Source organism: Azospira sp. I13 (assembly GCF_003112695.1).
In the GTDB taxonomy this organism is placed as follows: Bacteria; Pseudomonadota; Gammaproteobacteria; order Burkholderiales; family Rhodocyclaceae; genus Azospira.
The window spans coordinates 439-21,321 of the sequence record NZ_BFBP01000005.1; the positions used below are offsets into that span (position 1 = coordinate 439).

General features: G+C 62.0%; 14 protein-coding genes and 1 tRNA gene. 11 read left to right on the forward strand and 4 right to left on the reverse strand.

Annotated features, from left to right (window positions below; all coding sequences use genetic code 11):
* Window positions 1-36 precede the first annotated feature (36 nt).
* The gene (gltX, locus tag AZSI13_RS05470; protein WP_109040175.1) at window positions 37-1,428 is read right to left on the reverse strand and encodes a glutamate--tRNA ligase; all 1,392 of its coding nucleotides are present in this window, start codon (window positions 1,426-1,428) and stop codon (window positions 37-39) included.
* 169 nt (window positions 1,429-1,597) lie between these two features.
* On the opposite strand from gltX, the gene AZSI13_RS05475 reads away from it, so the two are divergent.
* From AZSI13_RS05475 to AZSI13_RS05495, 5 genes are all read left to right on the forward strand, one after another.
* Window positions 1,598-1,672, forward strand: a tRNA-Val gene (locus tag AZSI13_RS05475).
* 526 nt (window positions 1,673-2,198) lie between these two features.
* Window positions 2,199-4,172: a DNA topoisomerase IV subunit B gene (locus AZSI13_RS05480; RefSeq protein WP_109040176.1), complete on the forward strand. Its 1,974-nt coding sequence runs from the start codon at window positions 2,199-2,201 to the stop codon at window positions 4,170-4,172.
* 2 nt (window positions 4,173-4,174) lie between these two features.
* A complete protein-coding gene (gene parC, locus AZSI13_RS05485) occupies window positions 4,175-6,736 on the forward strand; it encodes a DNA topoisomerase IV subunit A (RefSeq protein WP_109040177.1) in 2,562 nt (853 codons plus the stop codon).
* A 538-nt stretch (window positions 6,737-7,274) separates the two neighbouring features.
* Complete coding sequence (locus AZSI13_RS05490; RefSeq protein WP_109040178.1) at window positions 7,275-8,666, forward strand: AAA family ATPase; 1,392 nt, start codon at window positions 7,275-7,277, stop codon at window positions 8,664-8,666.
* Complete coding sequence (locus tag AZSI13_RS05495) at window positions 8,666-9,238, forward strand: hypothetical protein (protein WP_109040179.1); 573 nt, start codon at window positions 8,666-8,668, stop codon at window positions 9,236-9,238. The genes AZSI13_RS05490 and AZSI13_RS05495 overlap by 1 nt, the downstream gene beginning before the upstream one ends.
* A 252-nt stretch (window positions 9,239-9,490) precedes the next feature.
* Here AZSI13_RS05495 and AZSI13_RS05500 read toward each other — a convergent pair whose 3' ends face one another.
* Window positions 9,491-10,549 (reverse strand): AraC family transcriptional regulator, encoded by a 1,059-nt coding sequence (locus AZSI13_RS05500; protein WP_109040180.1) that lies wholly within the window; start codon window positions 10,547-10,549, stop codon window positions 9,491-9,493.
* Between the two features lie 215 nt (window positions 10,550-10,764).
* Here AZSI13_RS05500 and AZSI13_RS05505 point away from each other — a divergent pair, with 215 nt between their 5' ends.
* The 5 genes from AZSI13_RS05505 (at window position 10,765) to AZSI13_RS05525 (ending at window position 17,090) form a co-directional block, all read left to right on the forward strand.
* Window positions 10,765-11,529: a 3-hydroxyacyl-CoA dehydrogenase gene (locus AZSI13_RS05505; RefSeq protein ID WP_109040181.1), complete on the forward strand. Its 765-nt coding sequence runs from the start codon at window positions 10,765-10,767 to the stop codon at window positions 11,527-11,529.
* Between the two features lie 164 nt (window positions 11,530-11,693).
* Window positions 11,694-12,881 (forward strand): acetyl-CoA C-acetyltransferase, encoded by a 1,188-nt coding sequence (locus AZSI13_RS05510; RefSeq protein ID WP_109040182.1) that lies wholly within the window; start codon window positions 11,694-11,696, stop codon window positions 12,879-12,881.
* Window positions 12,882-12,970: 89 nt separating this feature from the next.
* The gene (locus tag AZSI13_RS05515; protein ID WP_109040183.1) at window positions 12,971-14,107 is read left to right on the forward strand and encodes an acyl-CoA dehydrogenase; all 1,137 of its coding nucleotides are present in this window, start codon (window positions 12,971-12,973) and stop codon (window positions 14,105-14,107) included.
* 81 nt (window positions 14,108-14,188) lie between these two features.
* Window positions 14,189-15,331 (forward strand): CaiB/BaiF CoA-transferase family protein, encoded by a 1,143-nt coding sequence (locus tag AZSI13_RS05520; protein ID WP_109040184.1) that lies wholly within the window; start codon window positions 14,189-14,191, stop codon window positions 15,329-15,331.
* Between the two features lie 115 nt (window positions 15,332-15,446).
* Window positions 15,447-17,090, forward strand: a complete 1,644-nt coding sequence (locus AZSI13_RS05525; protein WP_109040185.1) for an acyl-CoA synthetase — start codon at window positions 15,447-15,449, stop codon at window positions 17,088-17,090.
* An 87-nt stretch (window positions 17,091-17,177) separates the two neighbouring features.
* Here AZSI13_RS05525 and leuA read toward each other — a convergent pair whose 3' ends face one another.
* Window positions 17,178-18,872, reverse strand: a complete 1,695-nt coding sequence (gene leuA, locus AZSI13_RS05530; RefSeq protein WP_109040186.1) for a 2-isopropylmalate synthase — start codon at window positions 18,870-18,872, stop codon at window positions 17,178-17,180.
* A gap of 132 nt (window positions 18,873-19,004) precedes the next feature.
* On the opposite strand from leuA, the gene AZSI13_RS05535 reads away from it, so the two are divergent.
* Entirely contained in the window at window positions 19,005-19,472 is a 468-nt protein-coding gene (locus AZSI13_RS05535) for an Lrp/AsnC family transcriptional regulator (RefSeq protein ID WP_109040187.1), read from the forward strand.
* 125 nt (window positions 19,473-19,597) lie between these two features.
* Here the strand turns inward: AZSI13_RS05535 and AZSI13_RS05540 are convergent, their stop codons facing one another.
* Entirely contained in the window at window positions 19,598-20,791 is a 1,194-nt protein-coding gene (locus AZSI13_RS05540) for an HD domain-containing phosphohydrolase (protein ID WP_109040322.1), read from the reverse strand.
* Window positions 20,792-20,883: the final 92 nt, after the last annotated feature.

Below are 20,883 nucleotides of genomic sequence, written 5' to 3' on the forward strand. Positions count from 1 at the left end.
GGGGTTTCGCCTTGTAAACCCCTCCCTTAACTTTTTTTAGCTTCCGGCGGCGGTCAGTCGCTTCAGCACCACTTCCCGGGGGAATAGGGCTACCACGGCATCGACGGAGGGCGTCTGGGCCTGGCCGGTGAGCAGGACGCGCAGGGGCATGGCCAGCTTGGGCATCTTCAGGCCGTGCTTGCCCACTGCTTCCTTAATGAGGGCACCGATGGCCGGGGCTTCCCAGTTCACCTGTTTGATTCCTTCGATGAAGTCCGCCAGGGCCGGCTTGGCTTCTTCGCTCAGGTGCTGGGCCAGGAGTTCCGGATTGGGGTGGATGTCGATGTAGAACACTTCAGCCGCATCCGCCAGTTCGTTGAGGGTATGTACCCGTTCCTTATAGAGGGCGATGATGGCTTCCAGGGAAGGAATATCGCCGACTTTGACGCCCCGGGCTTCGAGGCGGGGCTGCACCAGGCCTACCAAGCGGGCGTTATCCGCCTGCTTGATGTAGTGGGCATTGAGCCAGTTCAGCTTTTCGGTGTTGAACTGGGCGGCAGAGGGGGTGATGTGGTCCAGGTCGAACCACTGGCAGAACTGTTCCATGGAGAACACTTCGTCGTCGCCGTGGGACCAGCCCAGGCGGCCGAGGTAGTTGAGCACCGCTTCCGGCAGGTAACCGTCTTCGTCGTATTGCATGACGGATACTGCGCCATGGCGCTTCGACAGCTTTTGCCCATCGTCGCCCAGGATCATGGAAAGGTGGGCGTACTGGGGTACGGTGGCACCCAGGGCCTGCAGCACATTGATCTGGCGCGGGGTGTTGTTGACATGGTCGTCGCCACGGATGACCTGGGTGATACCCATGTCCCAGTCGTCCACCACCACGCAGAAGTTGTAGGTGGGGGTGCCGTCAGCCCGGGCGATGATGAAGTCGTCCAGTTCCGTGTTGCTGATCTCGATGCGGCCTTTGACCAGATCATCCCAGGCCACCACGCCGCTGGTGGGGTTCTTGAAACGTACCACCGGTTGCACGCCAGAGGGAATGGAGGGCAGGGTCTTGCCCGGCTCGGGGCGCCAGTGGCCGTCATAGCGGGGCTTTTCACCCTTGGCCCGCTGGGCTTCGCGGATCTGCTCAAGCTCTTCGGGGGAGGTGTAGCAGTGATAGGCCGCACCGGCTTCCAGCATCTGCTGGATCACTTCCTTGTAACGGTAGATGCGCTGCATCTGATAGAAGGGGCCTTCATCGTGAGCCAGGCCCAGCCAGTTCATACCGTCGATGATGGCCTGTACCGCTTCCGGGGTGGAGCGGGCCACGTCGGTATCCTCGATACGCAGCACGAATTTCCCCCCATGGCGGCGGGCATAGGCCCAGGAGAAGAGGGCGGTACGGGCGCCGCCGATGTGCAGGTAGCCGGTGGGGCTGGGAGCGAAACGGGTACGAATCATGGTGTTTAGTCAGGCGTTGAGCAAAAGAAGGCTATTGTAATAGATAGCGCACGGGGAGCGGCCGGGGAGAATTCCGGCAGCAGGAATTGGCCGAGGCAAAACATTATTTTCTGAAAATGTTTGACCACTCCGAATCGTTATGGTCTAATGCGCACCTCTTCGACGCACCGGGTGGTTAGCTCAGCGGTAGAGCACTGCCTTCACACGGCAGGGGTCACAGGTTCAATCCCTGTACCACCCACCAGAAACCTCTGGAATCTGATGTGTCGAAAAGCAAGAAAAGCTGCCTCCGGGCGGCTTTTTTGCTTTGTGGCGTCTGAAAGCAGTATTTTCCCATCGCCTCGGGTGAGTGGCGATGTCAGCGCACCGGGCCTTGTTTTCTCCCTGCTTGGTTCTGTTGCTCCCGGTATTCTTGCCGATCTGTAGTCCCTGCGTTGTCCCCTTGTTGCTCCTTTGCTGTTCCCTCCTGATCTTCTCCTCGCACCGTAGCTATTGCTTCCAGCAATGGGCTGGTCTTCGTATTTTGTGCGCTAATTCCCCTGCTTCATGATTTTTGCCATTTTTCCCTACTTTGCCGTGGGGCGGCTGTCTTTCCTCGGGGAAGCCGGTTCTCTGTCGGTCCCTGGCGGCTATGTCTAAGTGCCTAGGTCATGAATGCCGGGTGGGCGGAGGTAGCGCAGATTTGGTAATCTGACGCCCGTTTTTGTTTCGTTTGCCGCCTTTGGCTGCGCGCCCCCGTCACGGGCGGGCCTTTCTCCTCTGTGAGCACCATGAGCAATCCTTCCGATTACAACGCCTCGTCGATTACCGTCCTCAAGGGACTGGAGCCGGTGAAGCAGCGCCCGGGCATGTACACCCGGACCGAAAATCCCCTGCACATCATCCAGGAAGTCATCGACAACGCGGCGGACGAAGCCATTGCCGGCTTCGCCAAGAGCATCCTGGTGACCGTCCATGTGGATGGTTCCATCTCCGTGGCCGATAACGGCCGGGGCATTCCGGTGGATCTGCATCCGGTGGAAAACGCGCCCACCGTGGAAGTGGTGTTCACCCGCCTGCACGCCGGCGGCAAGTTCAACAAGGGTGCCGGCGGCGCCTACAGTTTCTCCGGCGGCCTGCACGGGGTCGGCGTCTCGGTGACCAACGCGCTGTCTACCCGTCTGGAGGTGGAAGTGGCCCGGGAAGGCGGTATGCACCGCCTGGTCTTCGCCGCCGGCGACGTGGTGGAGCCTCTGGCCCGCATCGGCGATGCGCCCAAGAAGGCCAGCGGCACCCGGGTGCGCGCTTGGCCCGATGCCAAGTATTTCGATTCCCCCACCATCCCCATGGGCGAGCTGGAGCACATCCTGCGTTCCAAGGCCGTGCTGCTGCCTGGTGTTGCTGTCACCCTGCACATCGAGCGCACGGGCGAGACCAAGGAATGGGCCTACAAGGACGGCATGCGCGGCTATCTGGCCGAGCTGCTGGGCGGCTCCGACCTGGTGATTCCCATGATCGTCGGCGAGAAGTACGCCGGCAAATCGGTGGATGGCGACGGCTTCGCCGAAGGTGAGGGCGCCGCCTGGGCCGTGGCCTGGACGGAAGAGGGCGCTCCGGCCCGTGAATCCTATGTGAACCTCATTCCCACCCCCGGCGGCGGTACCCACGAATCGGGCCTGCGGGACGGCATCTTCCAGGCCGTGAAGAGCTTCGTGGATATGCACAGCCTGCTACCCAAAGGCGTCAAGCTGCTGCCGGAAGACGTCTTCGGCCGCTCCAGCTTTCTCCTCTCCGCCCGCATCCTGGACCCCAGTTTCCAGGGCCAGACCAAGGACCGCCTCAATTCCCGGGACGCGGTGAAGCTGGTCAGCGCCATGTTCCGCGACACCTTCGAGCTGTGGCTCAACGAGCATGTGGAATACGGCAAGAAGCTGGCCGAGCTTTCCATCAAGCAGGCCCAGAGCCGCCAGCGTTCCGCCCAGAAGGTGGAAAAGAAGAAGGGCAGCGGCGTCGCCGTGCTGCCGGGCAAGCTCACTGACTGCGAATCCGACGACATCGCCCGTAACGAACTCTTCCTGGTGGAAGGCGATTCCGCCGGCGGTTCCGCCAAGCAGGGCCGGGACAAGGAATTCCAGGCCCTCCTGCCCCTGCGCGGCAAGGTGCAGAACAGCTGGGAAGTGGAGCCGGACCGGCTCTACGCCAACAACGAAATCCACGACATCGCCGTGGCCATCGGCGTGGACCACCACACCCTGGAAAGCGCCGCCAGCATCGACGGCCTGCGCTACGGCAAGATCATCATCATGTCCGACGCGGACGTGGACGGCAGCCACATCCAGTGTCTGCTGTTGACCCTGTTCTTCCGCCATTTCCCCAAGCTCATCGCCAACGGCAACATCTACGTGGCCCGTCCGCCCCTGTTCCGCGTGGACGTGCCGGGCCAGGGCAAGAACCGCCCGCCGCGCAAGATCTACGCCCTGGACGAAGCCGAACTGGTGGCGGTGAAAGACAAACTGGTGAAGGAAGGCGTCAAGCCCGAAGCCCTTTCCATCTCCCGCTTCAAAGGCCTGGGCGAAATGTCCAGCGAACAGCTGTGGGACACCACCCTCAACCCCGACACCCGCCGCCTGGTGCGGGTGGAATTCGGCGACTTCCCCATGGAAGAGACCATTGCCAAGATGAACATGCTGATGGGCAAGGGCGAAGCCAGCTCCCGCCGCGAATGGCTGGAAGTGCACGGTAACGAAGTCGAGGCGGATATCTGACCATGACCACCCACAAGAACGATGACACCTTGAGCGGCGATCTTTTCGCCAATAACGCGGATCATGCCGATCACGCCGAGAACGAAGCCTCCGCCGCGGAAGTGGCCCAGGCCGAAGTGGTGGCCGGCCACCTGATCGAACAGGCCGCCCAGATGGACGGTGCCCTGGAAGCCACGTCCAGCGCGGACCTTGCCGACCCCTCGGTGGAGATGCCCGCCCCTGCTGCCTCTGCGGGCAATGGTGGTGGAAATCGCCATCTGGCGCCCCTTCCCGCCCTGCCGGACGACGCCGATGCCGTGCCCCTGGCTCTCTTCGCCGAGCGGGCCTATCTGGAATACGCCGTCAGCGTGGTCAAGGGCCGGGCCCTGCCCGATGTCTGCGATGGCCAGAAGCCGGTGCAGCGCCGCATCCTCTACGCCATGAACGAGCTGGGCTTGACCAGCGGCGCCAAGCCGGTGAAGTCTGCCCGGGTGGTGGGCGACGTCATCGGTAAGTACCACCCCCACGGCGACTCCTCCGTCTATGAGGCCATCGTCCGCGTCGCCCAGGATTTCTCTCTGCGCTACCCCCTGGTGGATGGCATCGGCAACTTCGGCTCCCGCGACGGCGACACCGCCGCCGCCATGCGTTACACGGAATGCCGCCTCACCCCCATCGCCCAGCTGCTGCTCGGCGAGCTGGACATGGGCACGGTGGATTTCCAGGCCAACTACGACGGCGCCTTCCAGGAACCGGCCCTGCTGCCGGCCCGCCTACCCATGCTGCTGCTCAACGGCGCCTCCGGCATCGCCGTCGGCATGGCCACGGAAATGCCCAGCCACAACCTGAAGGAAGTGGCCGAGGCCGCCATCGCCCTCATCAAGAAGCCCGAGCTGTCGGTGGCCGACCTCATGGAATACATCCCGGCGCCGGACTTCCCCGGCGGCGGCCAGATCATTTCCACCCCCACCGACATCCGCAACGCCTACGAAACCGGTCGCGGCTCCCTCAAGGTGCGCGCCCGCTGGAAGGTGGAAGAACTGGCCCGGGGCCAGTGGCAGCTGGTGGTTTATGAACTGCCGCCCGCCGCCTCCAACCAGAAGATTCTGGAAGAGATCGAGGACCTGACCAATCCCAAGGTCAAGACCGGCAAGAAGACCCTGACCCAGGAACAGACCCAGACCAAGCAGCTGATCCTCTCGGTGCTGGAAAAGGCCCGGGACGAATCCGACAAGCAGCACCCGGTGCGCCTGGTGTTCGAACCCCGTTCCAGCCGCCAGGATGCGGGCGAGTTCATGAACATCCTGCTGGCCCACACCTCCATGGAATCCTCGGCCCCCATCAACATGGTGGCCATCGGCCTGGACGGCCGGCCGCGCCAGAAGACCCTGAAAGACCTGCTGTCCGAGTGGATCGCCTTCCGCTTCGACACCGTGCGCCGCCGTACCGAGCACCGCCTGGGCAAGGTCAACGACCGCATCCACATCCTGGAAGGCCGGCACATCGTCTTCCTCAACATCGACGAAGTGATCCGCATCATCCGCGAGTCGGACGAGCCCAAGGCGGCCCTGATCGCCCGCTTCAACCTCTCCGACCGCCAGGCCGAAGACATCCTGGAAATCCGCCTGCGCCAGTTGGCCCGCCTCGAAGGCATCAAGATCGAGCAGGAACTGGCCGAGCTGCGGGAAGAAAAGGCCGGCCTGGAAAACCTCCTGGCCGACGACAAGGCCATGAAGAGCCTGATCATCAGCGAGATCAAGGCCGACACCAAGAAATACGGCGACGAGCGCCGCACCGTGGTGGAAGCCGCCGAACGGGCCGCCGTGGCCCAGGTGGTGGTGAACGAACCCGTCACCGTGCTGCTCTCCGAAAAGGGCTGGATGCGTACCCGCCAGGGCCACGGCCTCGACCTTTCTACCGTCGGCTTCAAGGAAGGCGACAAGCTCTTCGCCGCCCAGGAATGCCGCACCGTGGATAACGTGGTGATCCTGCTCACCGACGGCCGGGCCTGCACGGTGCCCGTCTCCAGCCTGCCCGGTGGGCGCGGCGACGGCGTGCCGGTGGCCACCCTGGTTACCATCCCCAGCGGCGCCAAGGTCGCCCAGATGGTTTGCGGCAACGCCGAACAGCGGGTGCTGCTGGCCGTCTCCAGCGGCTACGGCTTCACCTGCCGCATCGCCGACATGCTGGGCCGCAACAAGGCCGGCAAGCAATTCCTCAGCGTCGAACCGGGCGACACCATCCTGGCGCCCTGGACCTTCGACACCCAGGAAAATCTCCTGGCCATCAGCACCGGCGGCCGCCTCCTGGTCTTCCCCGTGGCCGATGTGAACGAACTGCCCCGGGGCGGCCGCGGCGTCATCATCATGAAGCTCAACGACGGCGACACCCTGGCCGCCGTCTCCGTCGCCGGCTCCGACGAAACCCTGCTGATCCGCTGTATCTCCAAGGCCGGCAAGGAAACCCAGATGTCCGTGACGCCCAAGGACGTACAAATCTTCCTGAGCGCCCGGGCCCGCAAGGGCGAGCCCTTCGTTGGACGGACTCAGCCGGTGGGGTTTGTGCGGGAGACGCCGTTGAAGTAGGGCGGATGTGGGAATAAAAAAGGGGCGCTAAGGCGCCCCTTTTTGTTTGGGTGTTCCCGATAAATTGTAAGTTTTGAGCGGTCCAGAATGCAATTGATCGGAGGTGGTTGATAGTCTGGTTATCTGCCTTTGTAGATCTTGACAGAGTGATCCCAATGAGTCGGCAGTTCCTTGGTAACCAGTTGTTGCTGTGAATTCATTTGAACGGTAGCTCTACTCAATACCCTGGGGGGCATTCTCGGTATTACCCGCGACTTGTACCCCTTGGCTAAAGGTTTGGGCTACGATGTCCTCCTTCGCTTTCCGCAGCAGCGCCCAACTTCGTATCGAACTCACCCCCTATTATGCAAGTCTCTACGGCCATTCCCCTCGACGGAGTCCGTTGCCTTCTCGCCCCAGCTATGACATGCGCGCATGACTACCAGTCCGAAACCTTTTGTGTCTTCAAAAACAAAGAAATGCGAGAATTCGGCGAATGTCCCACGAAAAGGCTGGCACTCGCAGCGTGAGATGCATTGGAAATTGGAGAATTACACTGATGAAATTTCATTTTGAAAACCTCGGCCTGTTGGATGAAGCCGATATTGAACTTGCTGATCTCACGCTGATTTGTGGTGAAAACAACACTGGTAAAACCTATGCCACCTACGCCGTTTATGGTTTTTTACGGAGTTGGCGGGGAATTTTGCGATTCGTGCTTGAAGATGAAATTAACGCACTGCTCAAAGATGCGCAGCAGTACCGCATTGATCTGGTCGCAATGTTTGAGGGAAAGGTAGATGCTTACCTTGAGAAAATGGGGAGTGAATATGTGGGCGGTTTACCGCGTGCATTTGCTACGGAGAGCAATGTTTTTGAGCACACAATTTGTGCTATTCGCTGCTGCAAAGCAACTGACTTCCTGACACGCAGCTACCAGCGAACGGTGCAAGCGGGGGCCAGTGGAAAAGTGTTGGCTACCCTCAAGAAAGAAGCTGGCAGCACAATGCTTGATGTGCTGGTGGCGGATGCTGAAGTGCTTCAGCAACCGTTTGGTGGATTGAGTGACTTCATCTCGGATGCAATTGCCGACATTGTGTTTGCACAACACTTGCCGCGTGTGCACATTGCAAGCGCGGAGCGTACCGGAGCTGCCATTTTTCGCAAAGAACTGGATATGGCCCGAACCCGCATGCTGAAGGCTATTCATCAGATCGATTCTAAAGAACTCAAGAGGAACCCTTTCAAAATCCTTCAAGAAATCGATGGTGGCTACGCTTGGCCGGTAGAAGACAATGTGGATTTTGTGCGCCAGCTTGAAGACATTGACAAACGCACGGGAGAATTGGCTGAAGCCAATCCTGAGTTGCTGTCAGCCTTCGATGCCATTATTGGCGGCAGTTACAAGGTGGTGAAACAACAACTGGTGTTTCAGGCTAAGGGGGCAGGCAAACAGCGTTTCACCATGAACGAGGCATCTAGTTGCATCCGAGCCTTGCTGGACGTTGGTTTTTACCTGCGTTGCAGGGCTAAGACCGGTGATTTGTTTATCATCGATGAGCCCGAACTGAATCTTCATCCCAAAAACCAGCGTGCTTTTGCCCGCTTGGTGGCTCGCATGGTTAATGCAGGTATTAGGGTATTCATCACGACCCACAGTGACTATCTGGTTAAGGAACTGAATACGCTGATCATGCTGAATCAACGTACCCCCCACACCCAGGCTGTACAGCGGCAATATGTCTATGACGAGGCTGAGTTGATTGACCCGCAGCGCATCCGCCTATACATGACCGGTGTTAAAAAAGCGACCTCTGGTCGTGGCAAGGTACGAACGCTGGTTTCGGCAATGATCTATCCTGATCGTGGGATTGAGGTGAGTACTTTCGATGACACCATCGAAATTATGAATGCCATTCAAAGCGAAATCCTATATGGGGGCGAGCTCTGATGGCCTTGACGGCAGCTCTGCAACAATTACACGACTCCTTGTCTTGCTGCACTTTCAACGGGGCCCAGCACTCCCATGTGTTGATAAAGGAAACCTCGGCGGAAGCAAAATTGAAAAGCGTGACGCTCGCTGCATCGGCGGGTGACTGGTTTAGTTTTGATCCGGATAAAGGTCGGGGTAAGTTTGCACAGATGTCGCCCTTGCTGGCCACTGGATCGACTCATGACCATCACCGCGCGTGCGATTGCGTGATTCTCATTAATCGAGACGGTCTGCTGACCGCCTTATATGTGGATTTGAAGTCAGGCAATCCTAGCGGCTATTCCGGTCAATTCAAAAGCACGCGGCAGTTTGTGCGTTATGCCTTGGGCTTGCTGGAGGAGTTTCATGGCAGCAAGATCACACTGGCCGAAGAACGTTTTGTAGTGCTCTACGGCGGTAAACCTGCATTACTGCAAAAGACAACGACGGTGCCAAAACTCAAAAAAATCGGGAAAACGCAGCCAGACAATCCACATAAGCGCGAAGTACCGCAACCAGCAAGGCTGTATCTCAAGGAATTGCTGACTTGAGAACAATCAACACAATTTCCGACTGAACGGCAGGGGACCGGTGTCTTGACGTCCGGCACCGAGTCATAGGACTGTGGCTGTTATTCCGATAAGAAGACAAAGGGCCGCCACGTTTCCTTGATGGTCTTCTATGTTTGTCGAACCAGTGTCTAGCAGGTTCAACCTGCCGACAACCTCGCCACCTTCACCCACGCTGCGTGGGCCCTCTTGCAGCTGTCGATCAACCGCTGATGCCGGTCAGTCCTTCCTGCTTCAGTCCTGTCCCTTCTCCGCCGGCAACAACCGCCGATACTCCCCTGGCCTTGCCCCCGTCCATTTCTTGAAGGCCCGGTGGAAGGCGCTGGGTTCGGCGAAGCCGAGTTCGTTGGCGATGGCCATGATGCTGTTTTCCGAGTCGCTGAGCAGGGAAATGGCCAGGTCGCGGCGCAGGTCGTCGAGGATGGTGCGGTAGGAGTTGCCTTCGTCTTCGAGGCGGCGGCGCAGGGTGGAGGGGGAGTAGTGCAGTTCTTCGGCCAGGGTGTCGAAGGCGGGCCAGGCGGCGGGGGGGGTTTCCCGCAAATGGCGGCGGATACGGGCGGTGAGGCTGGCGCTGTTCTTGTACTTGACCAGGAAATTGACCGGGGAGCTGCGCAGGAATTCCTTCATGCTGCGCTCGTTCTGGATGTTGGCCATGTCCAGGTATTCGGCGGCGAAGGTGATGCTGGTGCGGGGCTGGTCGAACTTAAGGTTGGGCGAGAAGAGCATGCGCCATTCGCCGCTGTAGTGGGGTTCGGGGCAGCGGAAGCTGGCTTCGATGAGGGGGATGCGCCGGCCTACCAGCCAGCAGGCCAGGCCGTGCAGGATCACCAGCACGGTGCCGTAGGCGAAGGGGCGGGCGGGGCAGGGCGGGGCGCTGCCTTCCGCCGGCCGGGGCAGGTCGTCGATGACGATGCGGGCCAGGTCGCCTTCCCGTTCCAGATGGCCTTCCAGATCGTCCAGCACCAGGCGGAAGAAGCGTAGGGCCCGCTGCAGGGCCCGTTCCAGGGTGTCGGCGTGGATGGCGGCGTGGCAGAGCAGGGTGAAGCTGCCCACCTTCATGCGGTGGCTGTCCATACCGAAGAACTCGTCGTCCAGGGTGCGGGCGATGAGGTGCCAGAGGTTGCCGAAGTGGGTGGAGGAAACCCGGGCCTCGGGCAGTTTCAGCAGTTCCGGAGAGATGCCGGCTGCTTCCAGCAGGGCGTCGGCATCCAGGCCCCGTTCGCGAATGGCCACCAGGGCTTCGTGCACGAAGCAGATGGATATGGTGTCGCGGTCGGGGCTGGGAGCGCTCATCCTGGAGGGGGCGAAGAGGGAAAGAGGGGCAAAGCGAAGCAAAAGGGCCCGGGATGCTTGTGACGGGCCTGGAAAACAGTGGCAAATTCTACCATTCAATTTGAGCGGTTTCGGCATGGAGCCTTGCCCCGGCTGTGCCTACACTGCTTGTTTTGGCCGGTCTGCCCAAGGTGCACCGGCCCATCCCTGGATAAACCATAAAAGGAGCCCATTCCATGCAGATTAAGGACAACGTATTCGTGGTGACCGGTGGCGGTTCTGGCCTGGGCGCTGCCACGGCCCGCATGATCGTTGCCAAGGGCGGCAAGGTGGTGCTGGCCGACGTGAACAAGGAAGCCGGCGAGGCCGTGGCTGCCGAGCTGGGTGCCAACGCCCGCTTCGTGGCGACCGACGTGACCAATGAGGAAAGTGCCAAGGCCGCCTTCGCCGTGGCCCAGTCCCTGGGCAATCTGCGTGGCCTGGTGAACTGCGCCGGCATTGCTCCCGCCGAAAAGGTGGTGGGCAAGGAAGGCGCCCACAAGCTGGAATCCTTCTCCCGCGTCATCAGCATCAACCTGGTGGGCAGCTTCAACATGATCCGCCTGGCTTCTGAAATCATGAGCAAGCTGGAAGCGGACGAGCAGGGCGAGCGTGGCGTTATCGTCAGCACCGCCTCCGTGGCCGCTTTCGACGGCCAGCTGGGCCAGGCTGCCTATGCCGCTTCCAAGGGTGGCGTGGTCGCCATGACCCTGCCCATCGCCCGCGAACTGGCCCGCTCCGGCATCCGCGTCATGACCATCGCCCCCGGCATCATGGAAACCCCCATGCTCATGGGCATGCCCCAGGATGTGCAGGATGCCCTGGGCAAGATGGTGCCGTTCCCCTCCCGCATGGGCAAGCCGGCCGAGTACGCCGCCCTGGTGGAACACATTTTCGGCAACCAGTACCTGAACGGCGAAGTGATTCGTCTCGACGGTTCCATCCGCATGGCCGCCAAGTAAGAAGCGACAGAAAAATGGTCCTGGCGTCGTTGCGCTGCCTTGCCGTACTACTCGGTACTGTCTGCGGCAGCACGCCTAGCCAGGATCGCTTCGCTCCATTTTTTTACCGCTTCCGAGACTGCTTTTAAGCCAGTTTTGTCTCCGACACGCTGAAAGGAATTCACATGTCCCAACAAGATCCCATCGTTATCGTTTCCGTCGCCCGTACCCCCCTGGGCGGTTTCCAGGGTGACTTCAACGCCCTGACCGCCCCCCAGCTGGGCGCCGTGGCCATCAAGGCCGCCGTGGAGCGCGCCGGCATCAAGGCCGAGCAGGTGGAAGAAGTGGTGTTCGGCAACGTGCTGCAGGCCGGCGTCGGCCAGGCCCCCGCCCGCCAGGCCGCCCTGGGTGCCGGTCTGCCCCTCTCTGCCGGCTGTACCACCATCCACAAGGTGTGCGGTTCCGCCCTCAAGTCCGTGATGATGGTGCATGACGGCCTGCTGGCCGGTTCCTACGAGATCGGCGTGGCCGGCGGCCAGGAATCCATGTCCAACGCCCCCTACCTGCTGCCCAAGGCCCGCGGCGGCTATCGCCTGGGCCACGGCCAGCTGCTGGACCACATGTTCTTCGACGGCCTCGAAGATGCCTACCAGAAGGGCCGCCTGATGGGTACCTTCGCCGAGGAATGCGCCGAATCCTACGGCTTCACCCGTGAAGCCCAGGACGAGTGGGCCATCCAGTCCACCGTGCGCGCCCAGAAGGCCGTCAAGGAAGGCCTCTTCAAGTGGGAAATCGCCCCCGTCACCATCGCCGGCAAGAAGGGCGACACCGTGGTGGAGCAGGACGAACAGCCTCTGAAGGCCCAGATCGACAAGATCCCCGGCTTGAAGCCCGCCTTCAAGAAGGACGGCACCGTGACCGCCGCCAACTCCTCCTCCATCTCCGACGGCGCTGCCGCCCTGGTGCTGATGAAGGAATCCAAGGCCAAGGCCCTGGGGCTCTCCCCCGTGGCCAAGATCGTTGGCCACACCACCCATGCCCAGGAACCCAACCTGTTCACCACCGCCCCCGTCTTCGCCATGGAAAAGCTGCTGAAGAAGACCGGCTGGAACGTGGGTGACGTGGATCTGTGGGAAATCAACGAAGCCTTCGCCGTGGTCACCATGGCCGCCGTGAAGGACCTGAAGCTGGACCCCGCCAAGGTGAACGTGCACGGCGGTGCTTGCGCCCTGGGCCACCCCATCGGTGCTTCCGGCGCCCGCATCCTGGTCTCCCTGATCGGTGCCCTGAAGCAGTACGGCAAGAAGAAGGGCGTGGCCTCCCTGTGCATCGGCGGCGGCGAAGCCGTGGCCGTTGGCGTCGAAATGTACTAAACGGCGGTACCAAGCCTGGCTTCAACCAGCCATTGAGTAACAGGCGGGGCCCTGGGGGCTCCGCCATCCAGAAATATTCGGAGTAGCAAATGATTCTGACCCAGGAACAGGAAATGATCCGTGACTCCATGCGCGCCTTCGCGCAGGAGCGTCTGGCCCCCTTCGCCGCCGAATGGGACAAGCACCACACCTTCCCCGCCGAAGCCCTGAAGGAACTGGGCGAGCTGGGCGCCATGGGCATGTGCGTGCCCGAGGAGTGGGGCGGTGCCGGCATGGACTACATGAGCCTGGTGCTGACCCTGGAAGAAATCGCGGCCGGTGACGGCGCCACTTCCACCATCGTTTCCGTGCAGAACTCCCTGGCCTGCGGCATCACCCAGAAGTACGGCACCGACCAGCAGAAGGAAGAATGGCTCAAGCCCCTGGCCCGCGGTGAAAAGCTGGGCTGCTTCTGCCTCACCGAACCCCACACCGGTTCCGATGCTTCCGCCATCACCACCCGGGCCGACCGGGACGGCGACCACTTCGTGCTGAACGGCGTGAAGCAGTTCATCACCACCGGCAAGCACGCCCACATGGCCATCGTCTTCGCTGTCACCGACAAGGCCGCCGGCAAGAAGGGCATCTCCTGCTTCCTGGTGCCCACCGACACCAAGGGTTTCATCGTTGGCCGCACCGAAGAGAAGATGGGCCAGCACGCTTCCGACACCGTGCAGATCATTCTGGAAGACTGCCGCGTACCCGCCTCCGCCCTGTTGGGCAAGGAAGGGGAGGGCTACAAGATCGCCCTGTCCAACCTGGAAGCCGGCCGCATCGGCATTGCCGCCCAGTCCATCGGTATGGCCCGCGCCGCCTATGAGGCCGCCGTACGCTACGCCAAGGAGCGTGTGACCTTCGGCGTGCCCATCATCGATCACCAGGCCGTCAATTTCCGCCTGGCCGACATGGCCACCCTGCTGGATGCCGCCCGCCTCATGGTGTGGCGCGCCGCCAGCCTCAAGGATGCCGGCAAGCCCTGCCTGACCGAAGCTTCCATGGCCAAGATGTTCGCCTCCGAAGCTGCCGAGAAGATCGCTTCCGACGCCATCCAGATCCATGGTGGCGTGGGCTACACCGCCGACTTCCCGGTGGAGCGCATCTACCGTGACGTGCGTATCTGCCAGATCTACGAAGGCGCCAACGATATTCAGCGCCTGGTGATCGGCCGCTCCATCGCCCAGCAGTAATCTTCCAACGTTCCGCCGTATGAGCCAAAGCCCCGGGTACTTTTAACGGGGCTTTGGTTTTGCTCGGCCAAGGAAAACCGAATGGGACCTTTACACGGTATCAAGGTGGTGGAATTCGCCGCCCTGGGCCCCGCCCCCATGGGCACCATGCTGCTGGCCGACCTGGGCGCCCAGGTGGTGCGCATCGAGCGCAAGACCAGCGGCCGACCCACGGCCGACCTCTTCGATCCCAAGATCGACATCCTCAACCGCAACCGCCAGGTAGTGGCCCTGGACCTGAAGAAGCCGGAAGGCATCGCTGCCGCCCTGCAACTCATTGCCGGTGCCGATGCCCTGATCGAAGGCTTCCGCCCTGGCGTCATGGAACGCCTGAGTCTCGGCCCTGACGTATGCCTCGCCCGGAATCCGCGCCTAGTCTATGGCCGCATGACCGGCTGGGGTCAGCGCGGCACCCTGGCCCAGGCCGCCGGCCACGACATCAACTATCTTTCCCTCTCCGGCGCCCTGCATGCTATCGGCGAGAAGGGCGGCAAGCCCGTGGCGCCCCTCAACCTGGTGGCGGACTGCGGCGGTGGCGCCCTGTTCCTCGCCATGGGCGTGATGGCCGCCCTGCTGGAAGCCAAGGGCTCCGGCAAGGGCCAGGTGGTGGATGTGGCCATGACCGACGGCTGCGCCACCCTCATGACCATGATGTACACCTTGAAGGCCATGGGCCAGTGGACCCAGGAGCGGGGCAGCAACCTGCTCGATGGCGGCGCCCACTTCTACGACACCTACCGCTGCCAGGACGGCAAGTACATCTCCATCGGCCCCATCGAACCCCAGTTCTACGCCCTGTTCCTGGAAAAGGCCGGCCTTGCCGCCGATCCGGATTTCAAGGCCCAGTGGGATCGGGGCCAGTGGCCGGCCCTGAAGGAAAAGCTGGCCGCCGTGCTGGAACAAAAGACCCGGGACGAATGGTGTGCCCTGATGGAAGGCACCGATGCCTGCGTGGCGCCGGTGCTGGACATGGAGGAAGCACCCCACCATCCCCACAACGTTTCCCGCGGTACCTTCATCGAGGTGGAAGGCGTGGTGCAACCCGCCCCGGCGCCCCGCTTCAGCCGCACTGTGCCGGATACCCCGCGGCCCCCCACCGATACCGGCGTGCCGGCGGAAGTGCTGGCCCAGTGGGGCTTTTCTGCCGACGAGGTGGCCCGGCTGCAGGCCTGCGGCGCCCTGTAACGCCCCGTTCATACCCTTTCGACCCGGCGGCCAGGGATAAAACCGGCCGTCGGGCCAGCCCCGGCGGGCGCCCGCAGCGGTGGTCCCGCGTCATTCGCATTATCTGGAGAAAGTTGTGGCTGCTAACAATCCCTACAGCACCGGCCTCGAGAAAAACCCGGCCAACTATGTTTCCCTCTCGCCCCTGAGCTTCCTCGAACGCTCGGCCTATATTTACCCGAAGCGAATTTCCGTCATCCAGGGCGATCGCCAGTACACCTGGGTCGATTCCTACCGTCGCTGCCGCCAGCTGGCTTCCGCCCTGGTGAAGCGGGGCATCGGCAAGGGCGACACCGTGGCCGTGATGCTGCCCAACGTGGCCCCCATGTTCGAAGCCCACTTCGGCATTCCCATGGCCGGCGCCGTGCTCAACACCCTCAACACCCGCCTCGATGCCGAGGCCGTAGCCTTCATGCTGGATCACGGCGAGGCCAAGGTACTGATCACCGATCCGGAATTCACCAACATCATCAAGGGCGCCCTGGAACTGATGAAGGGCCCCAAGCCCCTGGTCATCGACGCCATGGACCCGGACTACACCGGCGGCGAGCGCCTGGGCGTGATGGACTACGAAGCGTTCCTCGCCGAGGGCGACCCGGAATTCGCCTGGTCCCTGCCTGAAGACGAGTGGGATGCCATCGCCCTCAACTACACCTCCGGCACCACCGGCAACCCCAAGGGCGTGGTCTACCACCACCGGGGCGCCTATTTGAATTCCATGTCCAACATCGTCTCCTGGGGCATGCCTCCCCATGCGGTGTATCTGTGGACCCTGCCCATGTTCCACGCCAACGGCTGGTGCTTCTCCTGGACCCTGGCCGCCAATGCCGGCACCAGCGTCTGCCTGCGCCGTATCGAGGTGGGCACCATCTTCAACCTGATCCGCCAGCACAAGGTCACCCACATGTGCGGCGCCCCCATCATCTACGGCATGATGATCAACGCCCCGGCGGAAGTCCGGGCCGGCATCGAGCATCAGGTGAGCGGCCTCATCGCCGGCGCTGCGCCTCCCGCCGCCATCATTGAGGGCGCCGAGTTGATCGGCCTCAACATCACCCACGTCTATGGCCTGACCGAAACCTACGGCCCGGCTTCCGTCTGCGCCAAGCATCCGGAATGGGACAAGCTGCCCCTGGACCTGCGCACCGCCCGCAACGGCCGTCAGGGTGTGCGTTATCACGCCCTGGAAGCCATCACCGTGATGGACCCGGAAACCATGGAGCCGGTGCCCTGGGATGGCGAAACCATGGGCGAGATCATGTTCCGCGGCAACCTGGTGATGAAGGGTTATCTGAAGAACCCGGCCGCCACCGAGGAATCCTTCGCCGGCGGCTGGTTCCACTCCGGCGACCTGGCCGTGGTCCATGCCGATGGTTACGTGAAGATCAAGGATCGCTCCAAGGACATCATCATCTCCGGCGGCGAGAATATCTCCTCCCTGGAAGTGGAAGACGTGCTTTATCGCCACGCCGCGGTGATCGCCGCCGCCGTGGTGGCCAAGCCCGATGCCAAGTGGGGCGAGGTGCCCTGTGCCTTCGTTGAACTGAAGGCCGGCGCCAGCGTCACCGAAGCCGAGATGGTGGCCTTCTGCCGTGAGCACATGGCCCACTTCAAGGTACCCAAGCAGATCGTCTTCGGCGAACTGCCCAAGACCTCCACCGGCAAGATCCAGAAATTCGTGCTGCGCCAGAACGCCAAGTCGGCCCTGGCCATCGAATAAGCTGGGCGAAGCTGCAATGAAAAACGGCGACGGATCATCCGTCGCCGTTTTTGTTTGGCGGGCCCGTATGGCGGCCCGCAACCGGGATCAGGCGGCGGCCTGGGGGGAGAACTGGCGGGCCCCGGCGTGGGTGCGGTTCACCCCGCTGATGAGGGCCTTGATGGAGGCGGTGACGATGTTGCTGTCGATGCCCACCCCGTAGCACTCGCCCTGTTCGCCGCCGGCCACTTCCATGAAGGCACAGGCCCGGGCGTTGCCGTCTTCGCCCATGGGCACCATGGAGCGTTCCTCGTAGCTGCGCACCTGGATCTTGACGCCGGCGCTCTGCAAGGCATGGACGGCGGCGTTGATGGGGCCGTTGCCTTCACCCGTGAGGATGTGGGGCGTGCCGTGGATATCCACCGAGAGGCGGATGCCCTGGTTGCCGCCTTGCTCGGTCAGGTGATGTTCCCGGTAACGCACCGGCATGACGTTATCGAGATAGGTGTCGGAGAAGAGCTTCCAGATGTCGCTGGCCGTTACTTCGCCGCCGTGGGCATCGGTGTGCTGCTGCACCACGCCGGAGAACTCCACCTGGAGGCGGCGGGACATGACCACGCCGTGCTCGTTTTCCATCAGGTAGGCGATGCCCCCCTTGCCGGACTGGCTGTTGACCCGGATCACGGAGTCGTAGCTGCGTCCCACATCGGCGGGGTCGATGGGGAGGTAGGGCACGTTCCACAGCGTTCCGGCCTCTTGAGCCGAGAAACCCTTCTTGATGGCGTCCTGGTGGGAGCCGGAGAAGGCCGTGAAGACGAGATCACCCACGTAGGGATGGCGCGGGTGAATGGGCAACTGGGTGCAATGCTCGTAGGTACGGGCAATGGCGTTGATGTCCGAAAAGTCGAGGCCCGGATTGACGCCCTGGGTGTGCATGTTGAGGGCGAGGGTCACCAAGTCCACATTGCCGGTGCGCTCGCCGTTGCCGAAGAGGCAGCCTTCCACCCGGTCAGCGCCGGCCATGAGGCCCAACTCGGCGGCGGCCACGGCGGTGCCCCGGTCATTGTGGGGGTGGAGGCTGAGGATGATGCTGTCGCGGCGCGGCAAGTGGCGGTGCATCCACTCGATCTGGTCGGCGTAGATGTTGGGGGTGGCCACTTCCACGGTGGTGGGGAGGTTGAGGATCACCTTGCGGTTGGGGGTGGCATCCCAGGCTTCCACCACGGCGGAACAGATTTCGAGGGCGAAATCGAGTTCGGTGGCGGTGAAGGTTTCCGGGCTGTACTCGAGGGTGAATTCGGTTTCCGGCTGGGCCTCGGCCAATTCCTTCATGAGCTTCACCGCATCCACGGCCATCTTCACCACTTCGGCCTTGCTCATGCCGAAGACGTTTTCGCGGAAGGGCTTGGAGGTGGCGTTATAGACATGCACGATGGCCCGCTTGATGCCCTTCAAGGATTCGAAGGTGCGGCGGATGAGATGTTCCCGGGCCTGGGTGAGCACTTCGATGCTGACGCCCTCGGGGATGTGTCCACCTTCGATGAGGCCCCGCACGAAATCGAATTCGGTCTGGGAAGCGGAGGGGAAGGCCACCTCGATTTCCTTGAAGCCGATGGCGCAGAGGGTCTTGAACATCTGCATCTTCTTGTCGATGTTCATGGGCTCGAAGAGGGACTGGTTGCCGTCCCGAAGGTCGGTGCTCATCCAGATCGGCGCCTTGTCGATGACCTTGTTGGGCCACTGGCGGTCAGCAAGCTGAACGGGAGGGAAGGGCTGATACTTGGTTTGCGCTTGTTGTGCCATGGTCGGCTCCAAAGAATGAATTTCGATGGAGGAATTCTACGGAAAAGCCCTTGGCAGACGATTGCGTTGTTTGCCGTCATAGGTGCTATGATCGGCAGAAAATATCGTTATTATTTTAAATGGCGCAACAATATGGAACTTGATCGCTACGACAGGCAAATTCTCGCCGTATTACAGCAGGATGGCCGCATCAGCAACCAGGACCTGGCCGACCGCATCGGCCTCTCGCCGTCGCCCTGCCTGCGCCGGGTGCGCACCCTGGAAGAGGCGGGGCTGATCACCGGCTACCGCGCCCTGGTGGATGCGAAGAAGCTGGGCCTGACCCTGATGGCCCTCATCGGCATTTCCATGGACCAGCACACCCCGGAGCGCTTCGCCAATCTGGAAGCGGCCATCCGGGATATTCCCGAGGTGCTGGAATGCCTGCTGATCACCGGCCAGCAGTCGGACTACCAATTGAAGGTGGTGGTGCGGGACATGGATGCCTACCAGGACCTGCTGCTCAACAAGCTCACCCGCATCCAGGGGGTGACCGGGGTGCACACCAGCTTCGTGCTGCGGCGGGTGGTGGATCGTACCGAGATTCCCGTTTCCGCCTGAGCCTGGCGGCGGCTGGCCACGCCTGTTGTTGCCCCGCCCTGAGGAGGGCACCGGTACAGGTGCGTTCCTGGCGTTCCTGCCGCGTCTTTCGATGGCCGCCAGGGGCCGTTGCGGGCGCTTTTCGCCTAACCCAGGTAATCTTCGGCAAAGCGCTGGCGGATGGCCAGTACCTCTGCTTCGTGGCGCACCAGGGCATCCACGCAATCCCGGTCGAACTTGCTGCCGGCCATCTCCTGCAGGAAGCGGAAGGTGGTTTCCGGCGTCCAGGGTTCCTTGTAGGGCCGGCGGCTGGTGAGAGCATCGAAGACATCCGCCACCGTGACGATCCGCGCTTCCAGGGGGATGTCTTCGCCCTTGAGTCTGTGGGGGTAGCCGGTTCCATCCACCGTTTCGTGGTGGTGCAGCACGATATTGCGCAGCATGTCGGCATGGGCCATGCCCCGGATGCCGAAATTGTCCAGCATGGTGTCCACGATTTCCGCGCCCTTCACCGTGTGCTGCTGCATCACGGCAAACTCCTCTGCTTCCAGGCGGCCCGGCTTGAGCAGGATGGCATCGGGAATGGCGATCTTGCCGATGTCGTGGAGCGGGGCGAACAGATAGAGGTATTCGACGAAGGCATCATCCCGCTGGCAGCGGGGCGCCAGTTCCCGGGCGATGATGCGGGAGTAGTGGGCCATGCGCTCCAGGTGGGCACCGGTCTCGAAATCCCGGAACTGGGCGATCTGGGTCACCGTGCGCACCGAGGCGCCAAGGGTGCGCAGGCAGCTCAGCTCGTTGCTCACCATCAGGGAAAGCTGATGGCCCAGCATGTTCAGGTAGCGCAGGGCCTGGGCATCGAAGACCCACTTCTGGCGGGAATTGAAGAAGAGAAAGCCGTACAGCTCACCATTCTGCTTCACCGGCATGGTGTAGCTGGCGCCGTAGCCTCCGGCGATGCGCCGGGTGTGCTGGCGGCTGGCATCCCGGACCAGGGCCTCCATGTCGTTGATCACCCGGGGCCGCTGGAGGGTGGCGATTTCCATCAGGGAGCGGGACTGGGCCAGGGTGCTTTCGTAGAACGAAAGCGGACTGTCCTGATCACTGGAGTGGAGAAAGGTCTTCAGCTTGTCCGTCAGGGGCTCGTAGGACACCACCGAGATGCGGTCGAGAAAGGGCAGGGCCTGCTGCACGTGGCGGTGAATCTGCCGCAGTTTTTCTTCCAGGGGCAGCGCCGAATGCAGGATGCCCAGCCCATCGTCGTGGGAGAACGACGGCTGGTGCAGGGGCACATCCTCCGGAATGGCCGGGTTGGCACTGACAGGGAGGGAAAAGGGCATGGCGCGGGGCCGGGGGCGCATTGAGGGAGGCGCATTATATGAACGGTGAATTTGGCCGTGCAACCGGTAAGGCTATTTTTCGCCGCGCGGTT